Raw genomic sequence first — 24004 nt, forward strand, 5'->3', positions numbered from 1 at the left:
CCACGCCATGAATGTAAAGGACAGCTCCCCCACGGGGAAATAGGCTATGGGGTTACTTTATGAAAGTAATTAGTGCAGCTATTTAGCCGCGAGAGAATGATGAGCCGACTATAACGTTATTGCGACCCATCAACATGATGAATCTGTTTCATCAATAATGCGGTGGCGGGGTCTCTTCCGACATTTTGGCAATGTTCGACGGCTCCATGCCTTTTACCTTATCGATAACATGCTTTAACTGGAATTCCATCTTTTCTAGCTGACGCTGCTGAGACGACAACGCATCATTGAGCGCTTCAATGGTATGCTCCTGAAACGCCAGCTTGGTTTGCAGTTCTTCAATAGCCTGATTAGCGGCAGCCAGATCATGCGCGAGTTGTTGTGGATCAGATGTCATGGTGATGAAGTGCTCCAAAGTTCAGCCAAGCCACTGCTGCTAACCGACAACACATGTTGTGAGTCGATAAAGCCTACAGCGTATACTACTGCAGACGGCGGGGTCATATTTTCACGCGGTGCCACTTTCCATTCAGCCACTTGCTCACCGGTTTGTACGTCCCACAAGTAAACACGTCGTGAGGGCGCCCCTGTTAGCAAGTACTTACCATCTTCAGAAAACACCGCGTCGGTAAAGATTTTCTGGCGCGCAATATACTGCAATTGGCTAATGGGTTCACCTGTTTGCACATTCCAAATTTGCGATTTTTGCTGACTGTCTGCGGTAAAGGCATAGCGGCCGGCGTCATCCAGCGCCACCAGGGTGACGCGGCTTGGATGCGTAAAGGTATGAATAACCTGGCCGGTTTGGGTGCTCCACAAGTAAGCCACATAATCGTTTCCTCCCGTTAAGGCATAGCTGCCATTAGGGGTAATATCCACACTGTTAATGCGTTCCTGATGCCCCAGAAATTCGATGCGTCGCCCGGTTTCTGGTTCGAAATACATTACCTTGCCGTTTGAACGGCCAACCAAAATGCCCTGGCCTTGGTTTGTAACAGCAATATCGCGAATCGTGGATTCATCGATGCGCCAGAACCCTACAGGCTCGCCACTGGTTAAACTCCACAGTGCAAATGCTTCGCGATCTGCAGTAACAGCAAACTGACTATCGGCTCCGATATGCACACTGGCAACTAAATTATCGCCTTCGCCCTGATGACTCCATTGAAACAGCGGTTGTGCCTCACCATAACGCCATACGTGAATGCCATTGTTGATGCCCGAAACCAGACTCAGCTTGCCATCTGGTGATATATCCGCTGCGTAAGCGCCTTCTTCCACCAAGCGCCAGCTGTTATCTGGCGTGGTTTCGGGCACACTGCAACCCCATACCACCAGCACCATGAGGCATAGCGATGCATAATGAAGGAACAATTTTACGGTTGTTGTGGTCATAAGCGTTTACTGTTGTCCGGCCAAACCTGTTTATGGGGAGGTAAAGTCAGCCTTGTGTATTAAACCCAACGATTTACCTACATTGTAAAACACCCTGAAAACGGCGCAACGTGATTCACTAAGCGGTTGTACGTGGTATTTCATCGGTGGGGACTCGTTTTTTACACCAAGCGTGTTACAGTACCTGAGTTTATTATCGGACGCGAAAAAATTACCTTTACATACGGCATTTCATGCGGGCTACCTTGGGCTTTACGCATTGCCGGATTACATCTACAACGGAGAAGTTTATGCAAAAGTCGATTGTTGCCCTTTCGCTAATCGCAACCTTAGGTCTGGCAGCATGTCAGCCACAGCAAAGTGCAACTGAGCAAGCACCTGCTATGAAAAAAGAAGAAATGACTGACGCCCAAAAACAAGCCTATGCGATGGGTGCCAGCATGGGTATGTTTGTGTACACACGTAACAAACAAATGGAACAGTTTGGTGAGAGCCTGGATACCGCTGCCATAATGCAGGGCATGAAAGACGGCATGAACGACACCATGTTGTTTGAAACAGACGAAATTCAGCAACTGGCGCAAGCCGGCGAGCAGGTAATGCGTACCAAACAACAGGAACTGGCAAGCAAAGTTGCTGAAGAAAACCTGGTAAAAGGCGCAGAATTCCTGGCTGAAAATGGCAAGAAAGATGGCGTTGTAACCACAGAAACCGGTTTACAGTACGAAGTAATGGTAGAAGGTGAAGGCGCAAGCCCGGTTGCTACCGACACTGTTAAAGTGCATTACAAAGGCACCTTACTGGACGGTACTGAATTTGATTCTTCATATTCACGTGGCGAACCAGCCGTGTTCCCGCTTAACCGCGTTATCATTGGCTGGACTGAAGGTGTTCAAACCATGAAAGAAGGCGGTAAAACCCGCTTCTTCATTCCAGCAGAGCTGGCTTATGGCGAACGCGCTACCGGCAACATTACACCTAACTCAACACTGATATTTGAAGTAGAGTTACTGGAAGTAGTGAAGCCAGAGCAAAACGCTGCGGGCGAGTAATAGCCAGTCTGGTTGCACAATTGCAACACAGTAAAAAAGGAAAAGCCGACAGAAAATATGTCGGCTTTTTTACAGCACCAGTCCCTGCTTGTCTGTGAGTCCCTACTTTTCTGCACCATTACAGCCTTACAAATAAGGCCAATGGATGCGCCCAAATAGTTATTCGGGCTACGCTTGTCAGACAGTGTTTGTTTGTCTCTTTAAAGGTAGTACAAAAAGCCAGCTAATCCAGCGAAAACCGGCTAATGTTTAGGAATGAATTGTTCTAAAAACGGTGTGTTTATAACAGTAGGCAGAGAGTTAGGATAATACGCTACGACGGCGATCCGGTGGCAGCTTAAACTTACCCACTTTTTGCAACACCATTTTCCCTGCGCGATACATCCCCAGACCAACCAATACAGAAATAATGGTTCGGGTGTCTTCGTGCTGAGTAAGGGCTTCAATGGTGGTGATTACAAACATCAACACGCCAGTAATTAACAGCACGAATCCCATTAGTGCCAAACCGAGCACACCTGCTGGTGCATTTCTCAGTGGAGACTCTGTTGTGTCTGGTTGCTCATTTTGTGTTGGTTGACGCATAATCCCTTCAATTCAGGTAAAGTCGATGCCAATACTACTTAGTCACTACAAATGTGACATCGTTCAGTTAATTTACAATTTGATTACATTAATCGACTTCGCTGTGGGGCGCTACGCACCTTTAGTATAGATTATAGTCATTAATGCTATTTATTCACTCAAGTTACAGTATTTGTCGCAATTATGCTACACAAGTTATCGTATGAATTCGGAATTTTTTTAACTTTTTTTAACAACTTATGGCAAAAACACCGTTAATTACCCGCAAGGGCTACCAAAAACTCAGAGACGAGCTGGACCATCTTTGGCGAGTTGAGCGTCCCGAAATTACCCGTAAGGTAACCTGGGCGGCAAGCCTGGGAGATCGCAGTGAAAACGCGGATTACCAGTACAACAAGAAAAAGCTGCGCGAGATAGACCGGCGAGTAAGGTACCTGCGCAAGTGTCTGGAAAACCTGAAAGTCGTTGATTATCACCCCCAACAAGAAGGTAAGGTATTTTTTGGTGCCTACGTGGAACTGGAAAACGACGATGGTAAGGTATTAACGCTACGCATTGTAGGTTACGACGAAATCTTTGACCGCAAAGATGTGATCTCTGTAGATGCGCCGATGGCCAGGGCATTAATTGGTAAGGAAGAAGACGACGACGTAACGGTTACCACGGAAGCCGGACGGTTTGAATGGTGGATCAATAAAATTTGGTATGACACCAGCGACAAAATTTAGCTCATTCAAGTCGTGCAAACAGTTGCTGTTACTGACTTATATGCTGTATAAATACGCGATAAAAAATGGAACTGATTAACGGACACAACGTTGAGCAGTGTCGATTCTAAAATTAACTGAAGGAATAAAATGTTAAATTTATCAATTAAATCCAAACTAATAGCAACGATTCTTACAGCAGTATCATTGATTTCAGGATGTGCCAGTACCTCATCAAAAGTAGTTGAAACTCCCACTGTCCAATCTTTCAACACCATTTACACTGGTCCCAAAAGCAAACTAGCCGTTGGTAATTTTGTAAATCGATCCAGCTTCCAAAATGGCATATTTTCCGATGGTGTTGATAGACTGGGCTCTCAAGCAAAAACTACATTAATGAGCCACCTGCAACAAACAAACAGATTTTCAATTCTAGATCGTGACAATATGGACATGCTGTCAAGTGAAGCAGCATTATCTGGTACTCAGCAAACTATCGCTGGTGCTCGATTTGTTGTGACTGGAGACGTTACTGAGTTTGGAAGAAAAGCTATTGGTGATAAGCAGTTATTTGGTTTGCTGGGAAAAGGAAAATCTCAGATTGCCTATGCAAAAGTAACTTTAAACATTGTTGATGTAACAACATCTGAAGTAGTTTACTCAGTTCAAGGTGCCGGTGAATATAGCTTGTCAGAAAGAGAAGTGATCGGTTTTGGTAGTACGGCAAGTTACGATGCAACGCTAAATGGTAAAGTATTAGACTTAGCAATTCGTCAGGTTGTTGACAAACTGGTTGTTGGTTTAGAATCAGGAGCCTGGAAGGTTGAGTAAGGATATAACTATGAAAAAAATACTACTTGCTATTTCACTAGCATTAACCCTGGTTGGCTGCAAAACAACCGAACCACTTTATTACTACGGAGATTACACAAAAGCAGTTTATAGCTACTTTAAAGCGGATGAAGTAACGTTAGAAGAGCAAATAAATGCTTTGCAGTTAATCTTAAGTGCTGCGGAAGCACAAAACAAATCTGTGGCACCCGGTTTTCACGCTCATTTAGGTATGCTTTATTTTGAAACAGGTAATCCCACGTTAGGCGTACAGCACCTTGAAACAGAAAAATCGCTGTTTCCAGAGTCAACTCAGTACGTAGATTTCTTATTAAGATCTGTGAAGGATGCATAACATGTTGAGATTATTTTTATTTACCATTAGTACCGCATTTCTTTCAGGTTGCGTTAGTTTACCCCCTAGCCATGACTATTCAGCTTTTAGAAATTCAGACCCGCACTCGATCATAGTATTACCACCAGTAAATAATACTCCGGAAGTCATTGCTCCCTTCAGCTTGCTGTCGCAGATCATTGTTCCAATTGCTGAATCGGGATATTACGTATATCCGACTGCTGTTGTAGAACAAACGTTTAAGTCGAATGGTTTGACGGTAGCAGAGGATATTCACGCACTGCCTGTCAGTAAAATAAGAGAAATATTCGGTGCGGACGCTGCGTTGTATATCACAATTGAAGAGTACGGAACGAGTTATGTTATCTTATCAAGTGATACAATTGTTACTGCTTCAGCATCCTTGATAGATCTAAAGACGGGTACATTGCTTTGGCAGGACAAAGCAACTGCGTCATCTGCGGAAACCAGAGGTAACAGTGGTGGTGGATTAGTAGGCATGCTTGTTGAAGCAGCATTAAATCAAATAATTGAAACGGTAACAGACAGAGGTTTTGATATAGCAGCCATCACTACCAACCGTTTATTATTTTCTGAAACACATAACGGTCTACTTTACGGGCCTCGCTCACCCAAATATGGTCAGCCAGCACCTAGTGAAAAAGCCAAGTAAAACTTAAAAAATTGCGGACCAATTAAGGTCCGCATTCTCTATTATTACCTGTCCGATATCTTGCAAAGCGGTGTGACACCCGCACATTCGGTGCTATACTCACAGCCCTGACACGCCGGGCAAAACCCGCTTATTCCTATGTGTAGCAAATAGAATAAGTAGCTGGTTGCTCTGTTACACAACAATCGCATAAAGGTAGGAAAGGGACGCTTTCCATAACTTACGACTACCGCCTGAATTCCATGATGATTATAAATACTATTGCCAACGAACTTGCCGTTAACCCTAAACAGGTTGAAGCCGCAGTAAAACTATTGGATGAAGGGGCTACCGTACCGTTCATAGCCCGTTACCGTAAAGAAGTTACCCAAGGACTGGACGACACCCAGTTGCGTACACTTGATCAGCGCCTTACCTATTTGCGCGAATTGGAAGACCGCCGTCAGGTGATCATAAAATCCATTTCAGAGCAGGGTAAACTTACCGATGTGCTGGCTGCGCAAATTCAGCAAGCCGACAATAAAACCACGCTGGAAGATTTGTATTTACCGTATAAACCGCGTCGTCGCACTAAAGGCCAGATAGCTATTGAAGCCGGACTGGAGCCGCTGGCAGATGCGCTGTTTAGCGACCCCACGCTAAACCCAGACAACACGGCAGAAGCGTACGTTAGCGCTGACAATGGTGTAGCCGATACCAAGGCCGCTCTGGAAGGCGCACGCTACATTCTTATGGAGCGGTTCGCAGAAGATGCAAGCTTACTGGCTAAAATCCGTCGCTATCTCAACGACAACGCGCACATTCGCAGCCGCGTTGTTGATGGTCAGCAAACGGCTGCCGTAAAGTACAGTGACTATTTTGACCACAGTGAAAAACTGGTGAACGTGCCGTCACATCGCGCACTGGCCATGTTCCGTGGGCGTAACGAAAACATGCTGCATATCCAGCTAATCGCGGATCCCGGTCAGGAAGACTCACCTGCACAAGTATCGCATTGCGAACACCTGATTGCCGAGCACCTTAATATACGCAACCAGGGTCGGGCGGCAGATGCCTGGCTGGCGCAGGTAGTGCAGTGGACCTGGAAAATTAAAATAGCCCTGCACATGGAAACCGAGCTGTTTGGTCAGCTGCGCGAAAAGGCCGAAGAAGAGGCCATTAACGTATTCGCGAAGAATCTGAACGATCTGCTTATGGCAGCCCCAGCAGGTGCCAAGGTGACTATGGGTCTGGATCCGGGTTTGCGAACCGGGGTAAAAGTGGCCATTGTTGATGCAACCGGAAAAGTAGTGGGTACCACCACCATCTTCCCTCATGCACCGCAAAATCAATGGGAAAAATCTCAGCGCACACTGATTAACCTGTGCAAGCAACACAAAGTGGAATTAATCAGTATTGGCAACGGTACGGGCTCGCGGGAAACCGACAAGCTGGTAGCAGAACTGCTAAAAGCCAACCCTGATTTGGGCGCACAAAAAATCATGGTAAGCGAAGCCGGCGCTTCGGTGTATTCGGCCTCAGAGCTTGCCTCTAAAGAATTACCTGAGCTTGATGTGTCGCTGCGTGGCGCAGTATCAATTGCACGACGCCTGCAGGATCCACTGGCAGAGCTGGTAAAAATTGAACCCAAGGCCATTGGTGTGGGCCAGTACCAGCACGACGTAAGTCAAAGTATGCTGGGTAAATCACTCGATCAGGTTATTGAAGACTGCGTAAACGCTGTGGGTGTAGACGTGAATACTGCGTCACCTGCGCTACTAAGTTATGTTTCAGGGCTAAACAAAACCCTGGCACAAAACATAGTGAATTACCGCGATGCCAATGGTGCATTTGCCAGCCGTAAAGATCTTAAATCTGTTGAGCGCTTAGGGCCCAAAGCCTTTGAACAAGCCGCAGGATTCCTGCGAATTGTTAACGGCAGCAACCCCCTCGATGCTTCAGCAGTTCACCCCGAAGCCTACCCGGTTGTAGATGCGATTGTGGATACCACAGCTGTAGCGGTGAACGATTTGATTGGCAATACCGACCTCTTGCGTAAGCTAAATCCCGAACAGTTTGTCAGCGACGCATTTGGTGTACCTACCATCAAGGATATTTTCAAAGAACTCGACAAACCCGGCCGTGACCCTCGCCCGGAATTCAAAACAGCCGCGTTTAAAGAAGGTGTAGAAACCATCGCCGATTTAAAACCCGGTATGATCCTGGAAGGGGTGGTTAGCAACGTGGCCAACTTTGGTGCGTTTGTGGATGTAGGCGTGCATCAGGACGGTCTGGTGCATATATCAGCACTTACCAATAAATTCATTTCTGATCCACGTGAAGTAGTGAAGGCCGGTGATATTGTTAAAGTGAAAGTGCTGGAAGTAGACATTCAGCGCAAGCGCATTTCCTTTACCATGCGCATGGACGACACGCCGGTACCGCAGCAAGCTAAAGGGAATAAGCCAGCTAAGCAGGGTGCAAAACCCAAAGCCAGCCAACATCAGGGGCAGGCAAAACCGGCCGCTGGCGGCAACAGCGCAATGGGCAATGCCTTTGCCGATGCCTTTGCCAAAGCAAAACAGAAGTAATGTTGCACCGAAACACACAGGCAGCTCAGTGAGCTGCCTGTGTGTTAAATAAATCAGGAAAAACGCATTACGCTCGCATTACGCTGTGGCGGTGAAACCCTGAGAGGCGGGTTGATAAACCGCCTGATAATATCCGGCAATGATCTGATTGCGCTGCTGCATTTGAGCAACATCCATATCTTCAATATCCAACGAGCGCTGACCGCCTGCACTGCGCGAATCGATGTCGTTTTCTACCGCCAGTTCTTCCAGTTTTCGCGTGGGAATATCAGCCGGTGAGACATCCACAATGTCGTCAAGGCTAGGGGGTTGTAATGCAGCTTCCGGATCACCTGACACACTCTGCTTGCGCTCTTTAGCAATCTCATTACGCGCATCAAAGGCAATACGGGATGCCTCAGCAGCTACCTGTAAATCTTGCGGCGAAGGTTCAGCCGGCGCCAGAGCAGCGGTTCGCACTTGCTGCATTTTGCGAATGGTTGCTTCGGGTGTGGATTCAGATGAAATATCAATAGACACCTGACCATCTACAGCATAACGCTGGCCGTCGGGCCCGCGCTGAAAATCAAACTGGGGCGAACCGGCAAACTGACCACCCGCACTGGCATGAGCCTGCTCATGCGCCCTGACTTCCTGGTCACGCTGCTTCAGCGTTTCAACTTCGCGTTGTTCACTTTGCTGCTGCTGACGCTCACGCGCGTCTTCTTTACCGGTGCTTTCGTCTTCAGTATTGTTGAACTGTTGATCCGCTGAGCTTTGCCCCTGACTGGTCTGATTGGGCTGAGGACGCTCATACGTGAGCGGCTGCGCGAGTTTTACTGACGACTTTAATTTATCGGATTCTGAGCCAAGGCCTTGTTCAGCACTGCCTTGTTTTGCGTCAGACGCCTGAGGAATGGTTTCGCGAACAAGGTTATCACGCCGGGCAGCCTCGGTGTTCAGGTTTGCCGTTGGAATGGCAAATGAGGAGGGGATTGGCGTAACGATATTCATAGCTATCAGGCCAGCGTATCGATTATTTTACCTACCGTGTCGTTTGCAACATCAATTACCTTGGCTGACGCCAGAGCATTATTACTGTACAGCTGCATCGACAACAAGCTCGACGTGAGGCTGTCACCACCCGAAGGCAATAACTTAGAAGTATTAGACAAACTCTGAAGTGCTGCATTAGCAAGCAGCTCGGTGGGCCCATTCGCAGCAACGTCCTGCTGTGCCGATCGTTGGGCAATATTCAGCGCAGACTGCGTCATGCCGTTAAACGACCTCTGCAGTCCAAACTGGCCCGAAATGATGGCCGAGTTGATGTTATTCGCAATTACCCCAGACATACCCTACCTCTACTCTCTCATGGCTAATTATTAACCAATATTGGCCATTTGAAAAGGAATATGTCGTGGTATAGCGCCCCTTTTTGATCGCGAACGCAGCGATTTCTTTACAGCGGCTATACCCATAACAGGTATATATACTCAGAAACTAACTACAGTGTTTGTCGATTCGCGCCAGATTGTGCACAAAATTACTAATAATATCGGCTGTTTGCGTAGGGTGACTAATGAACGGCGCATGCGCGGCATGTGGCATCACCACAGTATCAGCAGACGGGTGTAACTCGTGGATCCTGTCGATCCCACTGGTGGGTACCAAGCTGTCTAGCCGGCCATACAAACGCAGGGTTGGCTGGCTAATACGCCCTATGTCACTGCGCAAATCCACACTTTGCAATAACTGTAATCCGGCTTCGAGTGCATGCAACGATGGATTTGGCAGGGTTTTAACCTGCTGGCGAATAGATTTAACGTCTTGTTTGGCCGTTGCACTTCCCATGGCCTGAATGGCAAGGAATCGGTCTACGGTTTTATCGTAATCCCGGGCCAACTGCTCACGGAACATTGCCAGCACAGCAGGAGCAATGCCGGGCCAGCACTTATCGGCTACAAAATAGGGTGTGGATGCGATGGTGATGAGTCCCGCTACGCGCTTACTGTGATACAGCGCCAGATGCTGAGCCACCAGTCCACCGAGAGACCAGCCCACCACAATGGCATTATCGGGCAGGATAGAGGCTACCGCCTCCGCCAGTGATTCCAGGGTATATTCATCCGGCAGCGTAGATGCATTAGCACCAAAGCCGGGCAAACACACACGGGTAATGCGAAATTGATCTCGCAAATAAGGCAGAAACCCCGTAAAAACGGCACTGTTCATACCCCATCCGTGAATAAAAACCAGTTCTTTTCCCGTTCCCTGGGACAGGCTTTCAAGCCTCACATTAGTGTTACGCTCAACCACGCAATGGCTTCCTCTTGAAGGTTTGGAAAAGTGTACCTGAGCACGGTAAAAAGCGGAATAAAAGTTTTTAAGTGGCTGCGGGCAATGTTGCACAGTTGCTTGCCCGATAGCCTGTGTTATTTGTGCCAGCAGCCCGCGGCTGCGCAAGTATGCCGTACGTGCGAGCACGACTGTTTATACTTTAACTATCCCGTCGTGCCTGCCAATCTTTTGCAGTGGCCCCCGATAAAAAAGGGCCTGACACGCGGATACTACTCATCGGTATATGCCTGTGGGTATTATCAGTGGCCGCTAAACCAACTGGTGAAGCAATTTAAAACCGGTCACCCTCAGTTAGCTCAAACGCTGGCTGAATGGTTTGTAAGGTATGCATGGTCATCAGAAGCACCTTTGCCTGGCTGTATTTTACCCGTCCCTACCTCTGCGTGGCGATTCGCCAGACGCCGTTACCATCAAACCCTGCTGCTCGCCAATGCAATAGGCCAGAAGCTATCTGTGCCGGTTTATACCGACTGGGCAAGCAGAGGCAGCTTGCAACGAAAACAACAATTGCTGGGCAGGCAGGCCAGACTTAACAATCTGACTCAAGCTTACACACTGAGCGAAACCTCATTGCCCTCGCGAGTGGCTATTTTGGATGATGTAGTTACCACAGGCGCTACTGCCGCTACACTCAGTAAAATGCTGAAAGCGGCTAATCCGGATATTCAGATTGACCTTTGGGCCATTGCCATTACGCCTTCAAAACCAGATTCGGCTGCCTTGGTGCCAGGTAGTATTCGGAAGTTAAGAATGAAACTGCCAAACTAGTTAGAACAACAAGGCTACCAGTGTTGCGCTGGTAGCCTGAACTGTTGCAGACGGACTAGCGAATGGCTTCCGAGAGCATTAACGCGTTGCTCATGAGCTTACTGGTACCATACCAGTATCCGCGAAACTGCGGGTTGTCGGTAAAGCCAATTACCCGTCCTTTACCCATAGTTTGCGCTATCACGGCTACACTACCGGCAATTTCATCGGCCAGCACATCGGCACTATATCCTGCCACCAACGGCGATTTCGTGTAGCGTGCAGGCACGTTAAATGGTGACTGACTACTGCTTACAATCATGTTGGTGGTTTTAAACAAGTGTAAATAGGGCTCATCAAAACCGTAAAACAGCGGATGTGAAATATCGATATCAGCTTTATACACAGCACCAGCAATCAGCTTTTTCGCTGCCAACGCATCGCGATCAGCATAGGTAAGCCCCGATTCATCAAACAAGCGATCAACGTCATTGCGGTCGGTTACCTGCAATGACAACCACTTTTCCTTGGCGAATAACGACAGGGCAGACATTTGCCCAATCAGTGTTCCACCGGCTTTTACCCACTCGCCTATCGCTTTGGTGTCTTTATCACTTAGCTCGTAACGGCCTGCGGCAAACACAATATGTGAATAACCAGACAAATTAATCCTGCCTAGACGCGCTTGCTCAACCAAGGTAATTGGCATCCCAACCTGGGTATCCAGGTAATGCCAGATTTCGCCAACCTGATAGGGGTCGGCACCTTCGCCACCTACAATCAGCACTTTAGGTGCCTGTACCGGCACCATACTGCGGCTCCCCAGGTCATTGCCTGCTGATGTTGAACCACTGGTAATGGAATACACGGGTACTTGCTGTGTTTGACTGGCGCTGGCAATTAACCCTGCCAGATTATCTGGTTGAGCCAATCCGGCAGGAATAACTATGCTTCCCGGCTCAAATACCCTTTCTCCGCCTGTGGTAGCAGCGGTAAATGACCCTGTGGCAATACGTGCATTCACCCCCGACGATAACAGCGTCTGTAATAATGCAGGAGACTTAAAGTGATGCCATTCAAAGGCATAACCGTAGGCATTATTGGCAACCACTGGCAACGCGCTCTCATGTTTTGCGCCGCCTTTTACGCGCTTTAATTCCCGCGCCGACATCGACGCATAGTTCAGGTCAAATGCCAGCGGAAGGTTCCAGTTCGATACATCATAAAAGGTGTTGTCCGGAAACTGCTGTTGAGTAGAAAACAACGACTTGATTAAACGGTATTTTTGCTGATCCAACGGCACTACCAACGAATGGGGTGCAGAATAAGTTTTGTCATTTGCCGATACATCTTCTGCGGGCACAATAAAATCAATATTGTGTTGTTCCAGCACCCATTTAGCCTGCGCTAAACGCCAGCTGTCATTGGGCTCATTCAATACATACGCAGCGACGCTGTCATCCTTGATTAACGATTGAGTTTCGTTGAAGAAGCGTCGGGGATATTCCGTTAAAGCCGCTTTGTTTTTTAATGCGCCATCGAATACCGCCAACGACATTGTGAACTGATTCTGTATGGTCTGCGCGAATTCAACCGGGCCATTTACCGAATCCTGTATATGCCCGCGGCTACTGGCTTGTTCAAACAAAATACCAATACTGCCCTGGGCATCGGGGTAAGTAGATCCTTTGCCGTAGTAAAAATCGTCAAACCCTTCCTGGCTGAAATACAGTGTTTTTTGATCGTCAAACGCCTGCACAAAGCTCTCAGCCAATGCCTCGGTTAACCGAACATTGCCTTCCGGGGTAAATGGGTTTTTGCGACTGGGCACACCCGGCTGGAAGAAATAGGTACTGTCGGTGCCCATTTCATGAAAATCAGTCAAAACATGAGGACGCCACTTTTGAAATTGTTTAATGCGCGCCTGGGATTCAGGATGAACCAGCATGAGCCAGTCGCGGTTCAGGTCGAACCAATAATGGTTGGTGCGCCCGTTAGGCCAGCCTTCGGTATGCTCCCGGTGATCCGGATCCGACGACAACACCTGACCTTTGTGCATATTTGCCCATTGTGCAAAGCGCGACAGCCCATCCGGATTAAACGATGGATCCAGCAATACCACGTTATTTTTAAGCATCGCTGTTACCCGGGCATCACTGGATGCGGCAAGGTAATACGCCACCAGCATTGACGCATTCGCCCCTGACGGCTCGTTGCCGTGTACGCTATACCCCATGTACAAAACCAGCGGCGCATTGTCGGCAGCCCGGGTCCCCTGAGCAACATTCTCAACGTGTTCCTCACGCCATTTGGGCAGGTTTTTGCGATTTTCAGGTGCGGTAATAGTTAACAACAGTAACGGGCGCTGTTCATGGGTGTAGCCGGTCACTTCCAGACTAATCCGATCCGATTTTTCGGCCAGTATTTCCATGTATCGCACCAGTTGATCGTGGCGCACATGCCAGGTGCCAACCGGGTAACCCAATACCGATTCCGGCGATGGAATAGCCGGATTAAGTGCGCTGTTTGCCGGTAGATAAGCATTAGCCGGTTTTCCTGCTGCCAGTGAGAACGGACTGCTCAATAAAAATACCAGCGCCAATCCTACGGAGGCTGCATAGCGCGGGTGTTGTGACGGAGAGTGTGCGAATGCGTTGGCATCCTGTGCGCGATCACTGCTGACTACACACCGGACTGCCTTCCGGATATGCATCCAGAAACCGGTTTGAAAGACTTTCATCATTGTATTATTGAGCCTTGTACTATCTGTCGTGCATTTAGTCTGATTATCTTTAATACCCGAGTGTTTTACTCAAGTAAATTTGTTATCATGCCTACAATTCTATGATTATGCAGGACTCTATCATGATCTCAATATCTACTGAGGCGCAGGCTCACTTTGTTAAGCTTCTGGCTAACCAGGAGTCTGGCACAAATATTCGGGTGTTTGTGGTCAATCCAGGTACGTCTACCGCCGAGTGTGGCGTGTCTTACTGCCCACCAGACGCGGTTGAAGCTACCGATATGCGATTGCCGTTTAATGGTTTTGAAGCCATTGTAGACGAAGAAAGCGTACCTTACCTGGAAGCAGCCGAAATTGACTATGTCACGGATCAGATGGGCTCGCAACTGACGCTCAAGGCGCCTAACGCAAAAGCGCGTAAAGTGGCCGATGATGCCCCGCTGGTAGAACGCATTAATTACATGATTGAATCTGAGATAAACCCTCAGTTGGCCAATCATGGCGGTAAAGTGGTGTTGCTGGAAGTCACCGAAGAAGGCTACGTTATACTGCAATTCGGCGGCGGCTGTAACGGTTGCTCCATGGTTGACGTAACACTTAAAGAGGGTATCGAGAAGCAAATGCTCGAGCAATTTGCCGGCGAAATAAAAGGTGTACGCGATGCCACCGAGCACACAGCAGGCGATCATTCTTATTACTAAGCGGGCAACACTGCAACGCGCATGGACACGGTAACCCCACCCAAAGGCTGGCATCGATTCACCCAGGGCCTGGTTGTATTTGCTCTGGGTTTTATTACCATGCTGGCCGGTGCCTGGTGGTGGTTCCCGTTGTATTATGCCGGTATTGTTATTCTGTTGTGCGGGTTCGGTTGGGCCATGACAGGTTACCTGGCACTACTGTGGTTCAGACTTACCAAAAACATTAACCCTGCTCGTCGCAACGATTAACGTAATACCGGTAAAAGCTTCCTGACAGTGTTAGCCCCCGGGCGAGTAGAAAGGCCAGTAGAGCCCACCACAAGGCTTCATTACCAGCGTCACGCAATACAAACCACACCGGAAAGTACACCCCCAGCGCACTGATGATCATGGTGTTACGCATGGATTTAGCGCGAGTGAGTCCCACAAATACGCCATCAAATAAAAAGCACCAGTGTGCCAGTAACGGCAGCCATACCATAAGAGGCAGGTAAGGCATGGCGGCCAGGTACAAAGCCTCTATATCGGTAAGCAGCAACACAATTGAACTGCCAAACCAGTAAAACGTGAGGGCATAGCCAACTGCCACTACGCTGGACCATATCAGCCCGCGATGCGTTTGCCTGATCACACCTTGTTTATTCTGTGCCCCGGCAGCTTCCCCTACCGTAGCTTCTACGGCGAAAGCAATACCATCCAGCCCAAGCGCAATTAGCACAAAGAATTGCATCAGAATGGCATTTACCGCCGTAGCCGTTTCGCCATAACGCGCGCCCTGAATGGTTAAAAATGCCAGGCAGGCCTGAAGAGCGAGATTGCGAAGCAGCATATCGCCATTTAGTTTCATCAGCACTTTCTGTGCGCTGCGTCCAAACCACTGCCAAACTGGCTTTACATGGCCGATTCGGCGCATGGCAACAACAATCCCCAACAGCGTCATCGTGTATTCAGCTATTACACTTGCCAGCGCCACGCCTTCAACGCCCATACCCAACGACCACACAAACGCAACATCCAATCCGGCATTAAGCAGGTTACCAACTACCTGTATAACCAGTACTGCCCGGGTTTTCTGTTGGCCTACCAGCCAGCCAATCAGTGCAATATTGGTTAACGCCGCTGGCGCACCCCATACCCGCACATGAAAGTATTGCCCGGCAAATCCTGCCACCGTTGCAGAGGGTTCGGTAAGTGCCATACCCATCCATAACACGGGTTGTTGTAACGTTAGCAATAGCAGACCAAGTACCACGCCTACAAATGCCGTTTGATAGCAGGTTTTGGCAATGTCCTCTTCGCTTTGCCTGCCTCTGGCCTGGGCACTTAATCCGGTTGCCGACATACGCAGAAAGCCGCACACCCAATAAAGTTGCGTAAGGATTAATCCGCCAATAGACGCGCCAGCCAGGGGGGCCGAAGCATCCATGTGCCCCATCACGGCCGTGTCTACCAAACCCAGTAAGGGCGTGGTAATGTTAGCCAGGATCATGGGCACTGCCAGTGTGATCAGGGTTATGTGAGCGGGCAAACCCCGTTGTAAATACGCAGCGCGGGTCACAGCAGTCCGGGCAAATAAGGAGAATGCATGCAGTCTATCATGAGAGCCTTCGGTTTCTCGATGTTGATTTGGGGTGTTACCGCCGCATTCAGCGCAGTACAGGCAAAAGAGCTTAAAAATGTAGGGGCAGTTATCCTCCTGTATCACCATGTTGCCACCAATACACCGCGAAGCACTTCTGTAACCCCACAGGAATTTGCCGAGCATTTGGCGTTCATAAAGGCCAATTACATAGTGTTTCCACTGAAAGACATTGTAGAAGCAGCCAGACACAATAGGCCGTTGCCCGATAACGCATTGGCAATCACGTTTGACGATGGATACGACAATATCTACGAGAACGCCCATCCATTACTAAAAGAATATGGTTTTCCTTATACTGTTTTCATTAACCCCTCGGTAATTGGTGTTCAGTCGAACCAGTTAACCTGGGACACAGTTAAGATTATGCACAAAGATGGCGTAACCTTTGCCAATCACACCCTGGATCATTTGCATATGCTGGAGAAACACGCTGGCGAGAATAACAACCAGTGGCTGACCCGAATTTGGCAAAATGTAGAAGAGGCTGAAAAACAAATCACCGGGCACATTGGTGAATCGCTCAAATATCTGGCCTATCCGTTTGGCGAGTACAACGAAATGTTGGCAAACAAGGTAAAAGAACAGGGTTACATCGGCTTTGGGCAACATTCAGGTGCGGTGGGGCCCTTTTCTGATTTAGCCGCTATTCCACGGTTCCCCGCTGCCGGGCCCTACGCAAAGCTCTCGACGCTGAAAACCAAAATGGCCAGTTTTGCCATGCCGGTAGTTTCAGTATCACTGTCCAATCCGGAGCTCACCGGTGCTGAATTACCCGGACCTTTTACGGTTACGCTGGATGAAAACGTCGCCAAACAATTGCGTTTAAGTCAGGTAACCTGCTACTACCAGGGCGATGCGTTGCCGGTTGAGACAGACGCGAACCGCTTTAGTTTCGAACTCAGCAAAGCGCTGCCTGTAGGCCGCTCCCGAGTAAACTGCACAGCGCCATCAAACAGTATGCCGGGTCGTTACTTTTGGTATTCAACACCGTTTTTCAGGGCCGACAAAAATGGAAACTTCCCGGATTAACGCGGGGATTTAAAACGAAGAACGGTTCAGTGGAATGGCGCGGATCATTTGGATGAACTTGTCGTTTACCCGGTGTTCTGCATAACCCATTTTTTGATAAAAGCGCAGGGCACCGTGGTTATCAACTTCACAGTTGAGCACTACGGCATTTTTCTTTAACGAACGGGCTTTTTCTTCCATGTATTTAAGCAGTGCGGCACCAACGCCCGAGCGGCGCGCCGATTCAACCACTGCAATATGGCCAACGCCCATTTCCAAAAACATGGGTGGTTCAATAACAGCCATGTACAACTGTGACTTCAGCACCACATCCAATGCCGTATCAATGCCGTAAAAATCGACGATGGATTGCAACGTTACGCGGTCAAAATTTTCTGGAAGGTGGCTGTGCCAGCAACTGATCAAACCGGTTACTTCACCGTTTGTCTCTGCTACCCAGTGGTTGTCACTGCCATATTGTCCGCCGCCCTGTTGCCAGGCAAACGCAAGGTAATCCTGCGCAACCTGTGGATCGCCCAGACCAAAGACTTCTGTTAGTAAGCGCTTACCTGCATCAAACAGAAGTGGTACGGTAACGCCGCCATCATCCAATCTGGCGCTACGTATTTCACTCAACATGGCATTAGTTTTTCTTGTAATTACCTATGATTAAAGGCAAATCATTAGCAATTTGTATGCTATCACTGACGGCAAGCTCACCGGGAGTATACTTTGGTTTAAATCGTCCCAAAGCCCGCCCCTGAGGATCAATGACCACCACAGAGGCGCTGTGGTCAACCAGGTAGTTGGGGTTGTCTGTGCTTTCAGCAATGGCGTACATCAGCCCAAGAGAACGTACAAACGGAAACAATTGAGCGTGTTCACCGGTTAGTGCCACAAACTCTGTATTAAAGTACTCAACGTAAGAAGCCAGCCTTTCTGGTGAATCCCTGTTAGGATCGACCGACACAAACACTACCTGAATTGGCGCATCTGTACCATTACTTTTTAGCTCTGGATAAATTCTTCCAAGGGAGGCCATCGTGGTGGGGCAAATGTCCGGGCAGTAGGTATACCCCAGAAATAACAAACTCCAATGCCCGCTAAACACGCCGTTATCAACAGGTGTATTTGATTGATCAACCAAACTGATGTCAGCGAGTATTCTGGGCTCGGGAAAATACTGGAAGTATTCGGGCGCTGAGACGGAAGGCTGGAAAGGCTTTACAACGGCAACAAATGCACCTGCAGACAACGCCAGTATGCCTGCAAGTGCGATCCAGATTTTTTGACTCATAGTGTTAATGGTATGTAGTGATCTGCAAGTAATACGACAAACAATACCATGAGATGAATAATTGAAAACTTAAATGTTGTCATGGCGGTATGCTGATCAGCTGCATATTTCAATTTCAATGCATAGTACATGAAACCCGCGTTCAACAACGATGAGCCCATCAGATAAAGCAAGTGGGCTTCACCAATCAGATAAGGCAATAAACAAACCAGACACAGCAACACGGTATATAACACTACACAGGTTTTGGTGAATTCCACACCATGCGTAACCGGTAGCATAGGTACTTTGGCTTTGGCATAGTCTTTTTCGCGGTGAATCGCCAGTGCCCAGAAATGCGGTGGCGTCCAAGTGAACACAATCAGCACCAGCAACAATGCGTAGGGATCAACCTGACCAGTTACCGCCGTCCAGCCCAGTAACGGCGGCGCTGCCCCCGCTAATCCGCCAATGACAATGTTTTGCGGTGTGGCGCGTTTCAGGAACATGGTGTACACCACAGCATAGCCAAATAAACTGGCCAGCGTGAGCAATGCGGTTAATCTGTTAACCCATAATTCCAATGCAACGTAACCCACTACGGCCAGCACAAATGAAAATATCAGCGCGTTATTTACACTCACTTTGCCTTTGGCAACGGGACGATTAAACGTACGCGCCATCTGACTGTCGATCTTGTGATCAACCACGTGATTAATGACTGCCGCAGCACTTGCCAGCAAGCCAATTCCCGCTAGCCCTGCAACCAGTGTGGATACCGGCACCCAGCCCGGCGTAGCCAGACACATGCCTACCAGCGCTGTGAGCAGCAATAACATCACTACGCGGGGTTTGGTCATTTCATAGTAATTGCGCCAGGATGCACGCCACCCGGTGAGGGGCTTTGCAGATGATGCACTGTCAGACAATATTGTGGTTTTAGCCATAACAGCCTCCTACACTTTTCGATACAGGGTGTAAGTGATCATCACCAACACCAATAATAAACAGGCCGCAATGGCATTGTGCAACACTGCCACACTCAGAGGCAGGCTGAATACCACGTTACTCACCCCCAGACCCACTTGCAGCAACAGTACTGAAGCCAGGATCACTGCAGCTTGCCTTATTACCCTTGAACCTGAACGACGGAACAGGGTGAGTGCGAGCCAGCTTAAATACAGCAGGGTTACCACCGCGCCGAAGCGATGCACTATGTGCATTGTCATGCGCTCAGGATAGCTGTGCGCGCCAAACTCATAATTATCCGCGTCGGGCACACTGTAGGCACCATTGAAGTCAATGCTGCCTATCCAGTCACCTTCGCACACCGGAAACTGAGTACAGGCCAACGCGGCATAATTTGCTGATGTCCAGCCACCTAATGCGATTTGCGCAACCAGCACCACCACCCCAAGTGCAGCAAAGCCGGCATAGCGTTTAACGCGGGCATTGACATACCCAAGACGAAATGCCGACAGGCGCAAATACAATAAAAACAAGCAGGTAAGTACACTAAACCCACCCAGCAAATGGCCCATCACCACTACCGGTAACAAATTCAGGGTAACAGTCCACATGCCGAGCAGTGCCTGAAAGATCACCAGACCAAGCAACAGCATTGGCAGTTTTAGCGGCCTGTTTGGCTCGCGCTTTATCAGTGTGATGATGGCAATAGCCAGAATACACAGCCCTAATGTGCCGGCAAAATAGCGGTGAATCATTTCGTTCCAGGCCTTGTGCGCCTCTACCGGACGTTCAGGGTACGCTTCATTTGCAGCCTCAACGTGATGCTCTGCTTCGGGCACGGTTAGGTGTCCATAGCAGCCGGGCCAATCAGGGCAGCCCAGACCAGCGTCGGTTAAGCGTGTGTATGCGCCCAGTACAATCACCACAACAGCCAGTATGATGCTGAAACCAACCAGTTTACGCATAACGACTCCTTATCCAATACGCGATAGTTTTAGCAACTTACGCAAGTCTGCCAGCACATCGCGACTGCCCATGATTGCGTCCTGACGCAATGCATAAACCGGGAAACGCAGCATAGCGTTAGCCTGGGTATCCACAATAAACAGGTGATCAACTAACGCCGTGTTATTAAGCGAAGCGGCCTGCTCAGCAGTAACCGTCATTGCCTGAATATGGGGGTAGTCAGCAAGCTTCGCAGAAGCCATTGGGTCACTGGATGGTGTGATAAATACAGCCGGCTTGGCTCTGTCAGTTTCTTTACCCAAGGCTACCCACACTTGCTGAATGGCATACAGGGCATTTTCGCACTCTGCATTACAGGCAGCAGGCACTATATACATCACCCGCCAGCTAGGCGGTTGGTTTTCCAATACCGACGTTAGCGATACAACGGGTTGTAATAATTCACCGCGATTGGTGGCACCGCGTTCAAACCAGTCTCCATCAAGTGCCAGTTTAGCCAGCACGACAGGCAGTACAAATACCGCAAAAATGATCAGGAGGGAGCGTTTAGGCCTTTCTTGAGTCTGAACCATAGTTGTCATTATTGTTTGCTCTCCGCATTAACACTGAAAAAAAGATAACGACAGCGGCGAGCGCCAGGCCAAACCACTGAATAGCATAACCAAGATGCTTTTCAGGGGGCATAACGACTGCCTGCCAAACCGGTGTAAAGCCAGTCAGATCAGGCGCAGACGCAATTCGCTGTACAAGAATATTGGGCATCGATGTGCCCCATTGAAGATTGAGGGTTGCTATGTCAATTTGCTGCAGTCGCAACGGAAAAGTATTGAACTGCGTAGCGGTTTCGGAAATTAACCGGTTGTTACCCGGTACAGAAATTACGCCCTCCATATTGAACACGCTGGCAGGCATCACGATATCCGGCAATTGGTCACGTTGAGCAGGTGCGGGTACCCAACCCAAATTAACTAGGAATTGCTGCTCTTGAGAACGAACCGGCACGATCACAGCGTAGCCAGGCTTCCCCTGATAAACCTGATTATCCAGCAGAATAGCCCGGCTGGAATCAACCTCAGCACTAAAAGACACGGGTATATCTCTTACATCGCTAAAAGATTGTAAGGCTTGCGAAACCTGCATTGGCGCCTGAGCTGCTTTTTGCGCTATGCTGTGCAAACGTTGTTGTTTTTGTTCCATGCGCGCAAGCTGCCAACAACCCAAGGACACCATTATTGCTACTGCAACTATGGTTAGCAGGGTTGCCAAAACCGGCCAGGACCTACCTGATGAGCGCTTGGATTGGCCGTTGGCAGGAGTAACTGGCATGTTAGTTAAAATAGTAATCGTTGGATTGTTGCTGTTTATGGTGTTTAACCTGTTTCTGGCCATGAAAGCCATGTTAGGTAACAACCCCAAACACCAGCCCATGAGCAAATATATTGGGCGCAGGGTAATGACATCAGCCCTTATAGTGGTGATCATTTTGCTGGCAATTTCTACCGGTCTCATCACACCTAACCCGCGCCCGTATTAACGTTTACAGCACGTACACAAATACGTAGAGCATTACCCATACAACATCTACAAAATGCCAGTACCAGCTACCGGCCTGGAACGCAAAGTGGTTGTCGTGGGTGAAGTGGCCCTTCAGTACACGCAGGAACAATACAATGAGTATGATGGTTCCCAGCGTTACGTGCATACCGTGGAAGCCGGTAAGCAAGAAGAACGTATTACCGTAAATACCCGATTGCAGGGTTAAACCCAGCTCCTGATAGGCATGAATATATTCTTCTACCTGTAATGTAAGGAAGCCACAGCCCAGCAGGATGGTAATACCCAGCATTGCCGTTAACTGTTTACGCTTGCCTTGTTCCAGGCCCACATGAGCAAAGTGCAGAGTAACGGAAGACACCAACAGAATGATGGTGTTAATAGTGGGTAAACCTGCCCAGCTCATTGCGGTTGTGGTTGTGCCATCGGGTGTTTGAATAAGAGGCCAGAAGGCTTCAAATCCGGGCCATAACACTTCATTGGTCATGGCGTTGTTTGACTCGCCAGACAACCAGGGCAGGGCAATTACGCGTGCATAAAACAGCGCTCCAAAGAATGCGCAAAAGAACATCACTTCAGAGAAGATAAACCAGCTCATTCCCTGACGGTAAGAACGGCCAAGCTGATCGCTGTACAGGCCACTCATGGATTCGTTTATTTGATCGCGGAACCAGCCAAACAACATCACCAACAGCACAGCAATGCCTACTGCCAGGATATTGTGCCCAAAACCACTCTCGCCACGCGTACTTTCAATTACAAAGGTACCGGCCCCTACTGCAATTAAAAACAACGCAACGGCCCCTATGATAGGCCATATGCTTTGTGCCGGAACATAATACTTCTGATACTCTTGTTGTTGCATAATGTTCTCCTTAGACCTCAATTCTCAGTGATTGAAGTCAGGAAAGGGTTAGTTTTTTTGTCACCACCGTTGCCGCCGGTGACGTCAAATAACGTGTATTGCACAGTGAAAAAATGTATGTCTTCAGGAATTTGTGGATCGACGTAGAAACGCATTGGCATTAGTGCTTCGCCACCTGCACTCAGTGGCTGACTGTTAAAGCAAAAGCACTCGGTTTTGTTCAGAAACAATGCTGCCTGACCGGGTGTAACCGACGGGATAGCCTGCGCCACCATTTGCTTGGAAGCGGGGTTTCTTACATAAAACTCAACCGTATTCAATTCGCCAGGATGCACCTTTACGCGATGTGTTTGCGCCCGAAATTCCCACGGCATGCCCGTATGCGTGCGGGTAATAAATTCCACCGTTATAGTGCGGGATTCATCAACCTCACCAACATAGGCCGTAGCAGCTGTTTCGTTGGTTTTGCCGTTAATGCCGGTAATGTCGCAGAACACGTCATATAACGGCACCAATGCAAAACCAAATCCAAACATGGCCACTACAACCAGGACTAACTTTCCTACCAATGCGGTGTGGGAAGTTGTTGCCATAACAGTCTGCCTATTTCACTACAGGAGGCGTTTCAAACGAGTGATACGGTGCCGGTGACGGAATTTCCCATTCCAGACCCTCTGCACCTTCCCACACCTGACTACTCACTGGTTCACCCTGCTTGCGGCATGCTTTAATCATTACCCACAGGAATATCAGCTGAGACAATCCGAATGCGAAACCACCAATGCTGATCCACTTGTTAAAGTCGGCAAATTGCAGTGCGTAATCCGGAATACGGCGCGGCATACCGGCCAATCCTACGAAGTGCATAGGGAAAAACAGCAGGTTTACCGAAATCAGCGAACACCAGAAGTGCCACTTCGCCAGCGTGATATCAAACATCCGACCGGTCCATTTGGGCAGCCAGTAATACACTGCCGCCATAATCGAGAAGATGGCCCCTGTTACCAGTACATAGTGGAAGTGCGCCA

At 48.7% G+C, this 24004-nt stretch carries 28 protein-coding genes; 11 read left to right on the plus strand and 17 right to left on the minus strand.

The window, feature by feature from the left end; all coding sequences use genetic code 11:
- Positions 1-151 precede the first annotated feature (151 nt).
- Together ACLR2L_RS02240 and ACLR2L_RS02245 are read right to left on the minus strand one after the other, a co-directional pair.
- Positions 152-397, minus strand: a complete 246-nt coding sequence (locus tag ACLR2L_RS02240) for a SlyX family protein (protein WP_140957848.1) — start codon at positions 395-397, stop codon at positions 152-154.
- Complete coding sequence (locus ACLR2L_RS02245) at positions 394-1344, minus strand: WD40 repeat domain-containing protein (RefSeq protein WP_413365362.1); 951 nt, start codon at positions 1342-1344, stop codon at positions 394-396. Before ACLR2L_RS02245 ends, ACLR2L_RS02240 begins: the two co-directional genes overlap by 4 nt.
- A gap of 341 nt (positions 1345-1685) precedes the next feature.
- On the opposite strand from ACLR2L_RS02245, the gene fkpA reads away from it, so the two are divergent.
- Complete coding sequence (gene fkpA / locus ACLR2L_RS02250; protein WP_413365324.1) at positions 1686-2447, plus strand: FKBP-type peptidyl-prolyl cis-trans isomerase; 762 nt, start codon at positions 1686-1688, stop codon at positions 2445-2447.
- A 300-nt stretch (positions 2448-2747) separates the two neighbouring features.
- Here the strand turns inward: fkpA and ACLR2L_RS02255 are convergent, their stop codons facing one another.
- Entirely contained in the window at positions 2748-3032 is a 285-nt protein-coding gene (locus ACLR2L_RS02255) for a hypothetical protein (RefSeq protein ID WP_140957851.1), read from the minus strand.
- Between the two features lie 239 nt (positions 3033-3271).
- On the opposite strand from ACLR2L_RS02255, the gene greB reads away from it, so the two are divergent.
- The 5 genes from greB to ACLR2L_RS02280 all read left to right on the plus strand — a co-directional run bounded on the left by greB (position 3272) and on the right by ACLR2L_RS02280 (position 8168).
- Positions 3272-3760: a transcription elongation factor GreB gene (gene greB, locus ACLR2L_RS02260; RefSeq protein ID WP_413365326.1), complete on the plus strand. Its 489-nt coding sequence runs from the start codon at positions 3272-3274 to the stop codon at positions 3758-3760.
- A gap of 129 nt (positions 3761-3889) precedes the next feature.
- Positions 3890-4570, plus strand: coding sequence for a CsgG/HfaB family protein (locus ACLR2L_RS02265; RefSeq protein ID WP_413365328.1), 681 nt, complete (start codon positions 3890-3892; stop codon positions 4568-4570).
- Between the two features lie 10 nt (positions 4571-4580).
- Positions 4581-4925 (plus strand): DUF4810 domain-containing protein, encoded by a 345-nt coding sequence (locus ACLR2L_RS02270; protein ID WP_413365330.1) that lies wholly within the window; start codon positions 4581-4583, stop codon positions 4923-4925.
- Position 4926: 1 nt separating this feature from the next.
- Positions 4927-5598, plus strand: coding sequence for a DUF799 domain-containing protein (locus ACLR2L_RS02275; RefSeq protein WP_413365332.1), 672 nt, complete (start codon positions 4927-4929; stop codon positions 5596-5598).
- A 245-nt stretch (positions 5599-5843) separates the two neighbouring features.
- A complete protein-coding gene (locus ACLR2L_RS02280; RefSeq protein WP_413365364.1) occupies positions 5844-8168 on the plus strand; it encodes a Tex family protein in 2325 nt (774 codons plus the stop codon).
- 78 nt (positions 8169-8246) lie between these two features.
- Here the strand turns inward: ACLR2L_RS02280 and ACLR2L_RS02285 are convergent, their stop codons facing one another.
- From ACLR2L_RS02285 to bioH, 3 genes are all read right to left on the minus strand, one after another.
- Entirely contained in the window at positions 8247-9161 is a 915-nt protein-coding gene (locus ACLR2L_RS02285) for a putative metalloprotease CJM1_0395 family protein (RefSeq protein WP_413365334.1), read from the minus strand.
- Positions 9162-9166: 5 nt separating this feature from the next.
- On the minus strand, positions 9167-9499 hold the full coding sequence (locus tag ACLR2L_RS02290) for a hypothetical protein (protein ID WP_140957856.1): 333 nt from the start codon (positions 9497-9499) through the stop codon (positions 9167-9169).
- 148 nt (positions 9500-9647) lie between these two features.
- On the minus strand, positions 9648-10463 hold the full coding sequence (gene bioH / locus ACLR2L_RS02295; protein WP_413365336.1) for a pimeloyl-ACP methyl ester esterase BioH: 816 nt from the start codon (positions 10461-10463) through the stop codon (positions 9648-9650).
- A gap of 195 nt (positions 10464-10658) precedes the next feature.
- Between bioH and ACLR2L_RS02300 the strand changes: the two genes are divergently transcribed.
- On the plus strand, positions 10659-11273 hold the full coding sequence (locus ACLR2L_RS02300; protein WP_140957858.1) for a ComF family protein: 615 nt from the start codon (positions 10659-10661) through the stop codon (positions 11271-11273).
- Between the two features lie 55 nt (positions 11274-11328).
- Here the strand turns inward: ACLR2L_RS02300 and ACLR2L_RS02305 are convergent, their stop codons facing one another.
- Positions 11329-13995 carry a M14 metallopeptidase family protein gene (locus ACLR2L_RS02305; RefSeq protein ID WP_413365339.1) on the minus strand — a complete coding sequence of 889 codons (2667 nt, stop codon included), beginning with the start codon at positions 13993-13995 and terminating at the stop codon, positions 11329-11331.
- Between the two features lie 122 nt (positions 13996-14117).
- Here ACLR2L_RS02305 and nfuA point away from each other — a divergent pair, with 122 nt between their 5' ends.
- Together nfuA and ACLR2L_RS02315 are read left to right on the plus strand one after the other, a co-directional pair.
- Positions 14118-14696 (plus strand): Fe-S biogenesis protein NfuA, encoded by a 579-nt coding sequence (gene nfuA, locus ACLR2L_RS02310; RefSeq protein WP_140957859.1) that lies wholly within the window; start codon positions 14118-14120, stop codon positions 14694-14696.
- Between the two features lie 21 nt (positions 14697-14717).
- A complete protein-coding gene (locus tag ACLR2L_RS02315; protein ID WP_413365341.1) occupies positions 14718-14945 on the plus strand; it encodes a hypothetical protein in 228 nt (75 codons plus the stop codon).
- On the opposite strand, the gene ACLR2L_RS02320 is transcribed toward ACLR2L_RS02315, so the two are convergent.
- Positions 14920-16185 carry an MATE family efflux transporter gene (locus ACLR2L_RS02320; protein ID WP_413365366.1) on the minus strand — a complete coding sequence of 422 codons (1266 nt, stop codon included), beginning with the start codon at positions 16183-16185 and terminating at the stop codon, positions 14920-14922. The two genes, ACLR2L_RS02315 and ACLR2L_RS02320, sit on opposite strands and share 26 nt — an antisense overlap.
- A 96-nt stretch (positions 16186-16281) precedes the next feature.
- On the opposite strand from ACLR2L_RS02320, the gene ACLR2L_RS02325 reads away from it, so the two are divergent.
- Positions 16282-17367 carry a polysaccharide deacetylase family protein gene (locus ACLR2L_RS02325; protein ID WP_413365343.1) on the plus strand — a complete coding sequence of 362 codons (1086 nt, stop codon included), beginning with the start codon at positions 16282-16284 and terminating at the stop codon, positions 17365-17367.
- A gap of 9 nt (positions 17368-17376) precedes the next feature.
- Here the strand turns inward: ACLR2L_RS02325 and ACLR2L_RS02330 are convergent, their stop codons facing one another.
- Genes ACLR2L_RS02330 through ACLR2L_RS02355 form a run of 6 tightly spaced genes read right to left on the minus strand, consistent with a single transcriptional unit; the run spans position 17377 to position 21754 of the window.
- Positions 17377-17985, minus strand: a complete 609-nt coding sequence (locus tag ACLR2L_RS02330) for a GNAT family N-acetyltransferase (RefSeq protein WP_413365345.1) — start codon at positions 17983-17985, stop codon at positions 17377-17379.
- 4 nt (positions 17986-17989) lie between these two features.
- Positions 17990-18643: an SCO family protein gene (locus ACLR2L_RS02335; protein WP_140957863.1), complete on the minus strand. Its 654-nt coding sequence runs from the start codon at positions 18641-18643 to the stop codon at positions 17990-17992.
- Positions 18640-19569: a heme o synthase gene (gene cyoE / locus ACLR2L_RS02340; protein ID WP_140957864.1), complete on the minus strand. Its 930-nt coding sequence runs from the start codon at positions 19567-19569 to the stop codon at positions 18640-18642. Before cyoE ends, ACLR2L_RS02335 begins: the two co-directional genes overlap by 4 nt.
- Before the next feature lie 9 nt (positions 19570-19578).
- Positions 19579-20556, minus strand: coding sequence for a COX15/CtaA family protein (locus tag ACLR2L_RS02345; RefSeq protein ID WP_413365348.1), 978 nt, complete (start codon positions 20554-20556; stop codon positions 19579-19581).
- A gap of 9 nt (positions 20557-20565) precedes the next feature.
- Positions 20566-21138 (minus strand): hypothetical protein, encoded by a 573-nt coding sequence (locus tag ACLR2L_RS02350; protein WP_413365350.1) that lies wholly within the window; start codon positions 21136-21138, stop codon positions 20566-20568.
- A complete protein-coding gene (locus tag ACLR2L_RS02355; RefSeq protein ID WP_413365352.1) occupies positions 21104-21754 on the minus strand; it encodes an SURF1 family protein in 651 nt (216 codons plus the stop codon). Before ACLR2L_RS02355 ends, ACLR2L_RS02350 begins: the two co-directional genes overlap by 35 nt.
- Positions 21755-21881: 127 nt before the next feature.
- On the opposite strand from ACLR2L_RS02355, the gene ACLR2L_RS02360 reads away from it, so the two are divergent.
- The gene (locus tag ACLR2L_RS02360; protein WP_140957867.1) at positions 21882-22091 is read left to right on the plus strand and encodes a DUF2909 domain-containing protein; all 210 of its coding nucleotides are present in this window, start codon (positions 21882-21884) and stop codon (positions 22089-22091) included.
- 3 nt (positions 22092-22094) lie between these two features.
- Here ACLR2L_RS02360 and ACLR2L_RS02365 read toward each other — a convergent pair whose 3' ends face one another.
- The 3 genes from ACLR2L_RS02365 to ACLR2L_RS02375 form a co-directional block, all read right to left on the minus strand.
- Positions 22095-22976 (minus strand): cytochrome c oxidase subunit 3, encoded by an 882-nt coding sequence (locus tag ACLR2L_RS02365; protein ID WP_413365354.1) that lies wholly within the window; start codon positions 22974-22976, stop codon positions 22095-22097.
- Positions 22977-22993: 17 nt separating this feature from the next.
- On the minus strand, positions 22994-23569 hold the full coding sequence (locus tag ACLR2L_RS02370; RefSeq protein ID WP_140957869.1) for a cytochrome c oxidase assembly protein: 576 nt from the start codon (positions 23567-23569) through the stop codon (positions 22994-22996).
- A gap of 10 nt (positions 23570-23579) precedes the next feature.
- Positions 23580-24004 (minus strand): cbb3-type cytochrome c oxidase subunit I (locus tag ACLR2L_RS02375; protein WP_413365356.1); only part of this gene is annotated, 425 nt, incomplete at its 5' end.

Source organism: Alteromonas sp. AMM-1 (assembly GCF_047290655.1).
GTDB lineage: Bacteria > Pseudomonadota > Gammaproteobacteria > Enterobacterales > Alteromonadaceae > Alteromonas > Alteromonas mangrovi.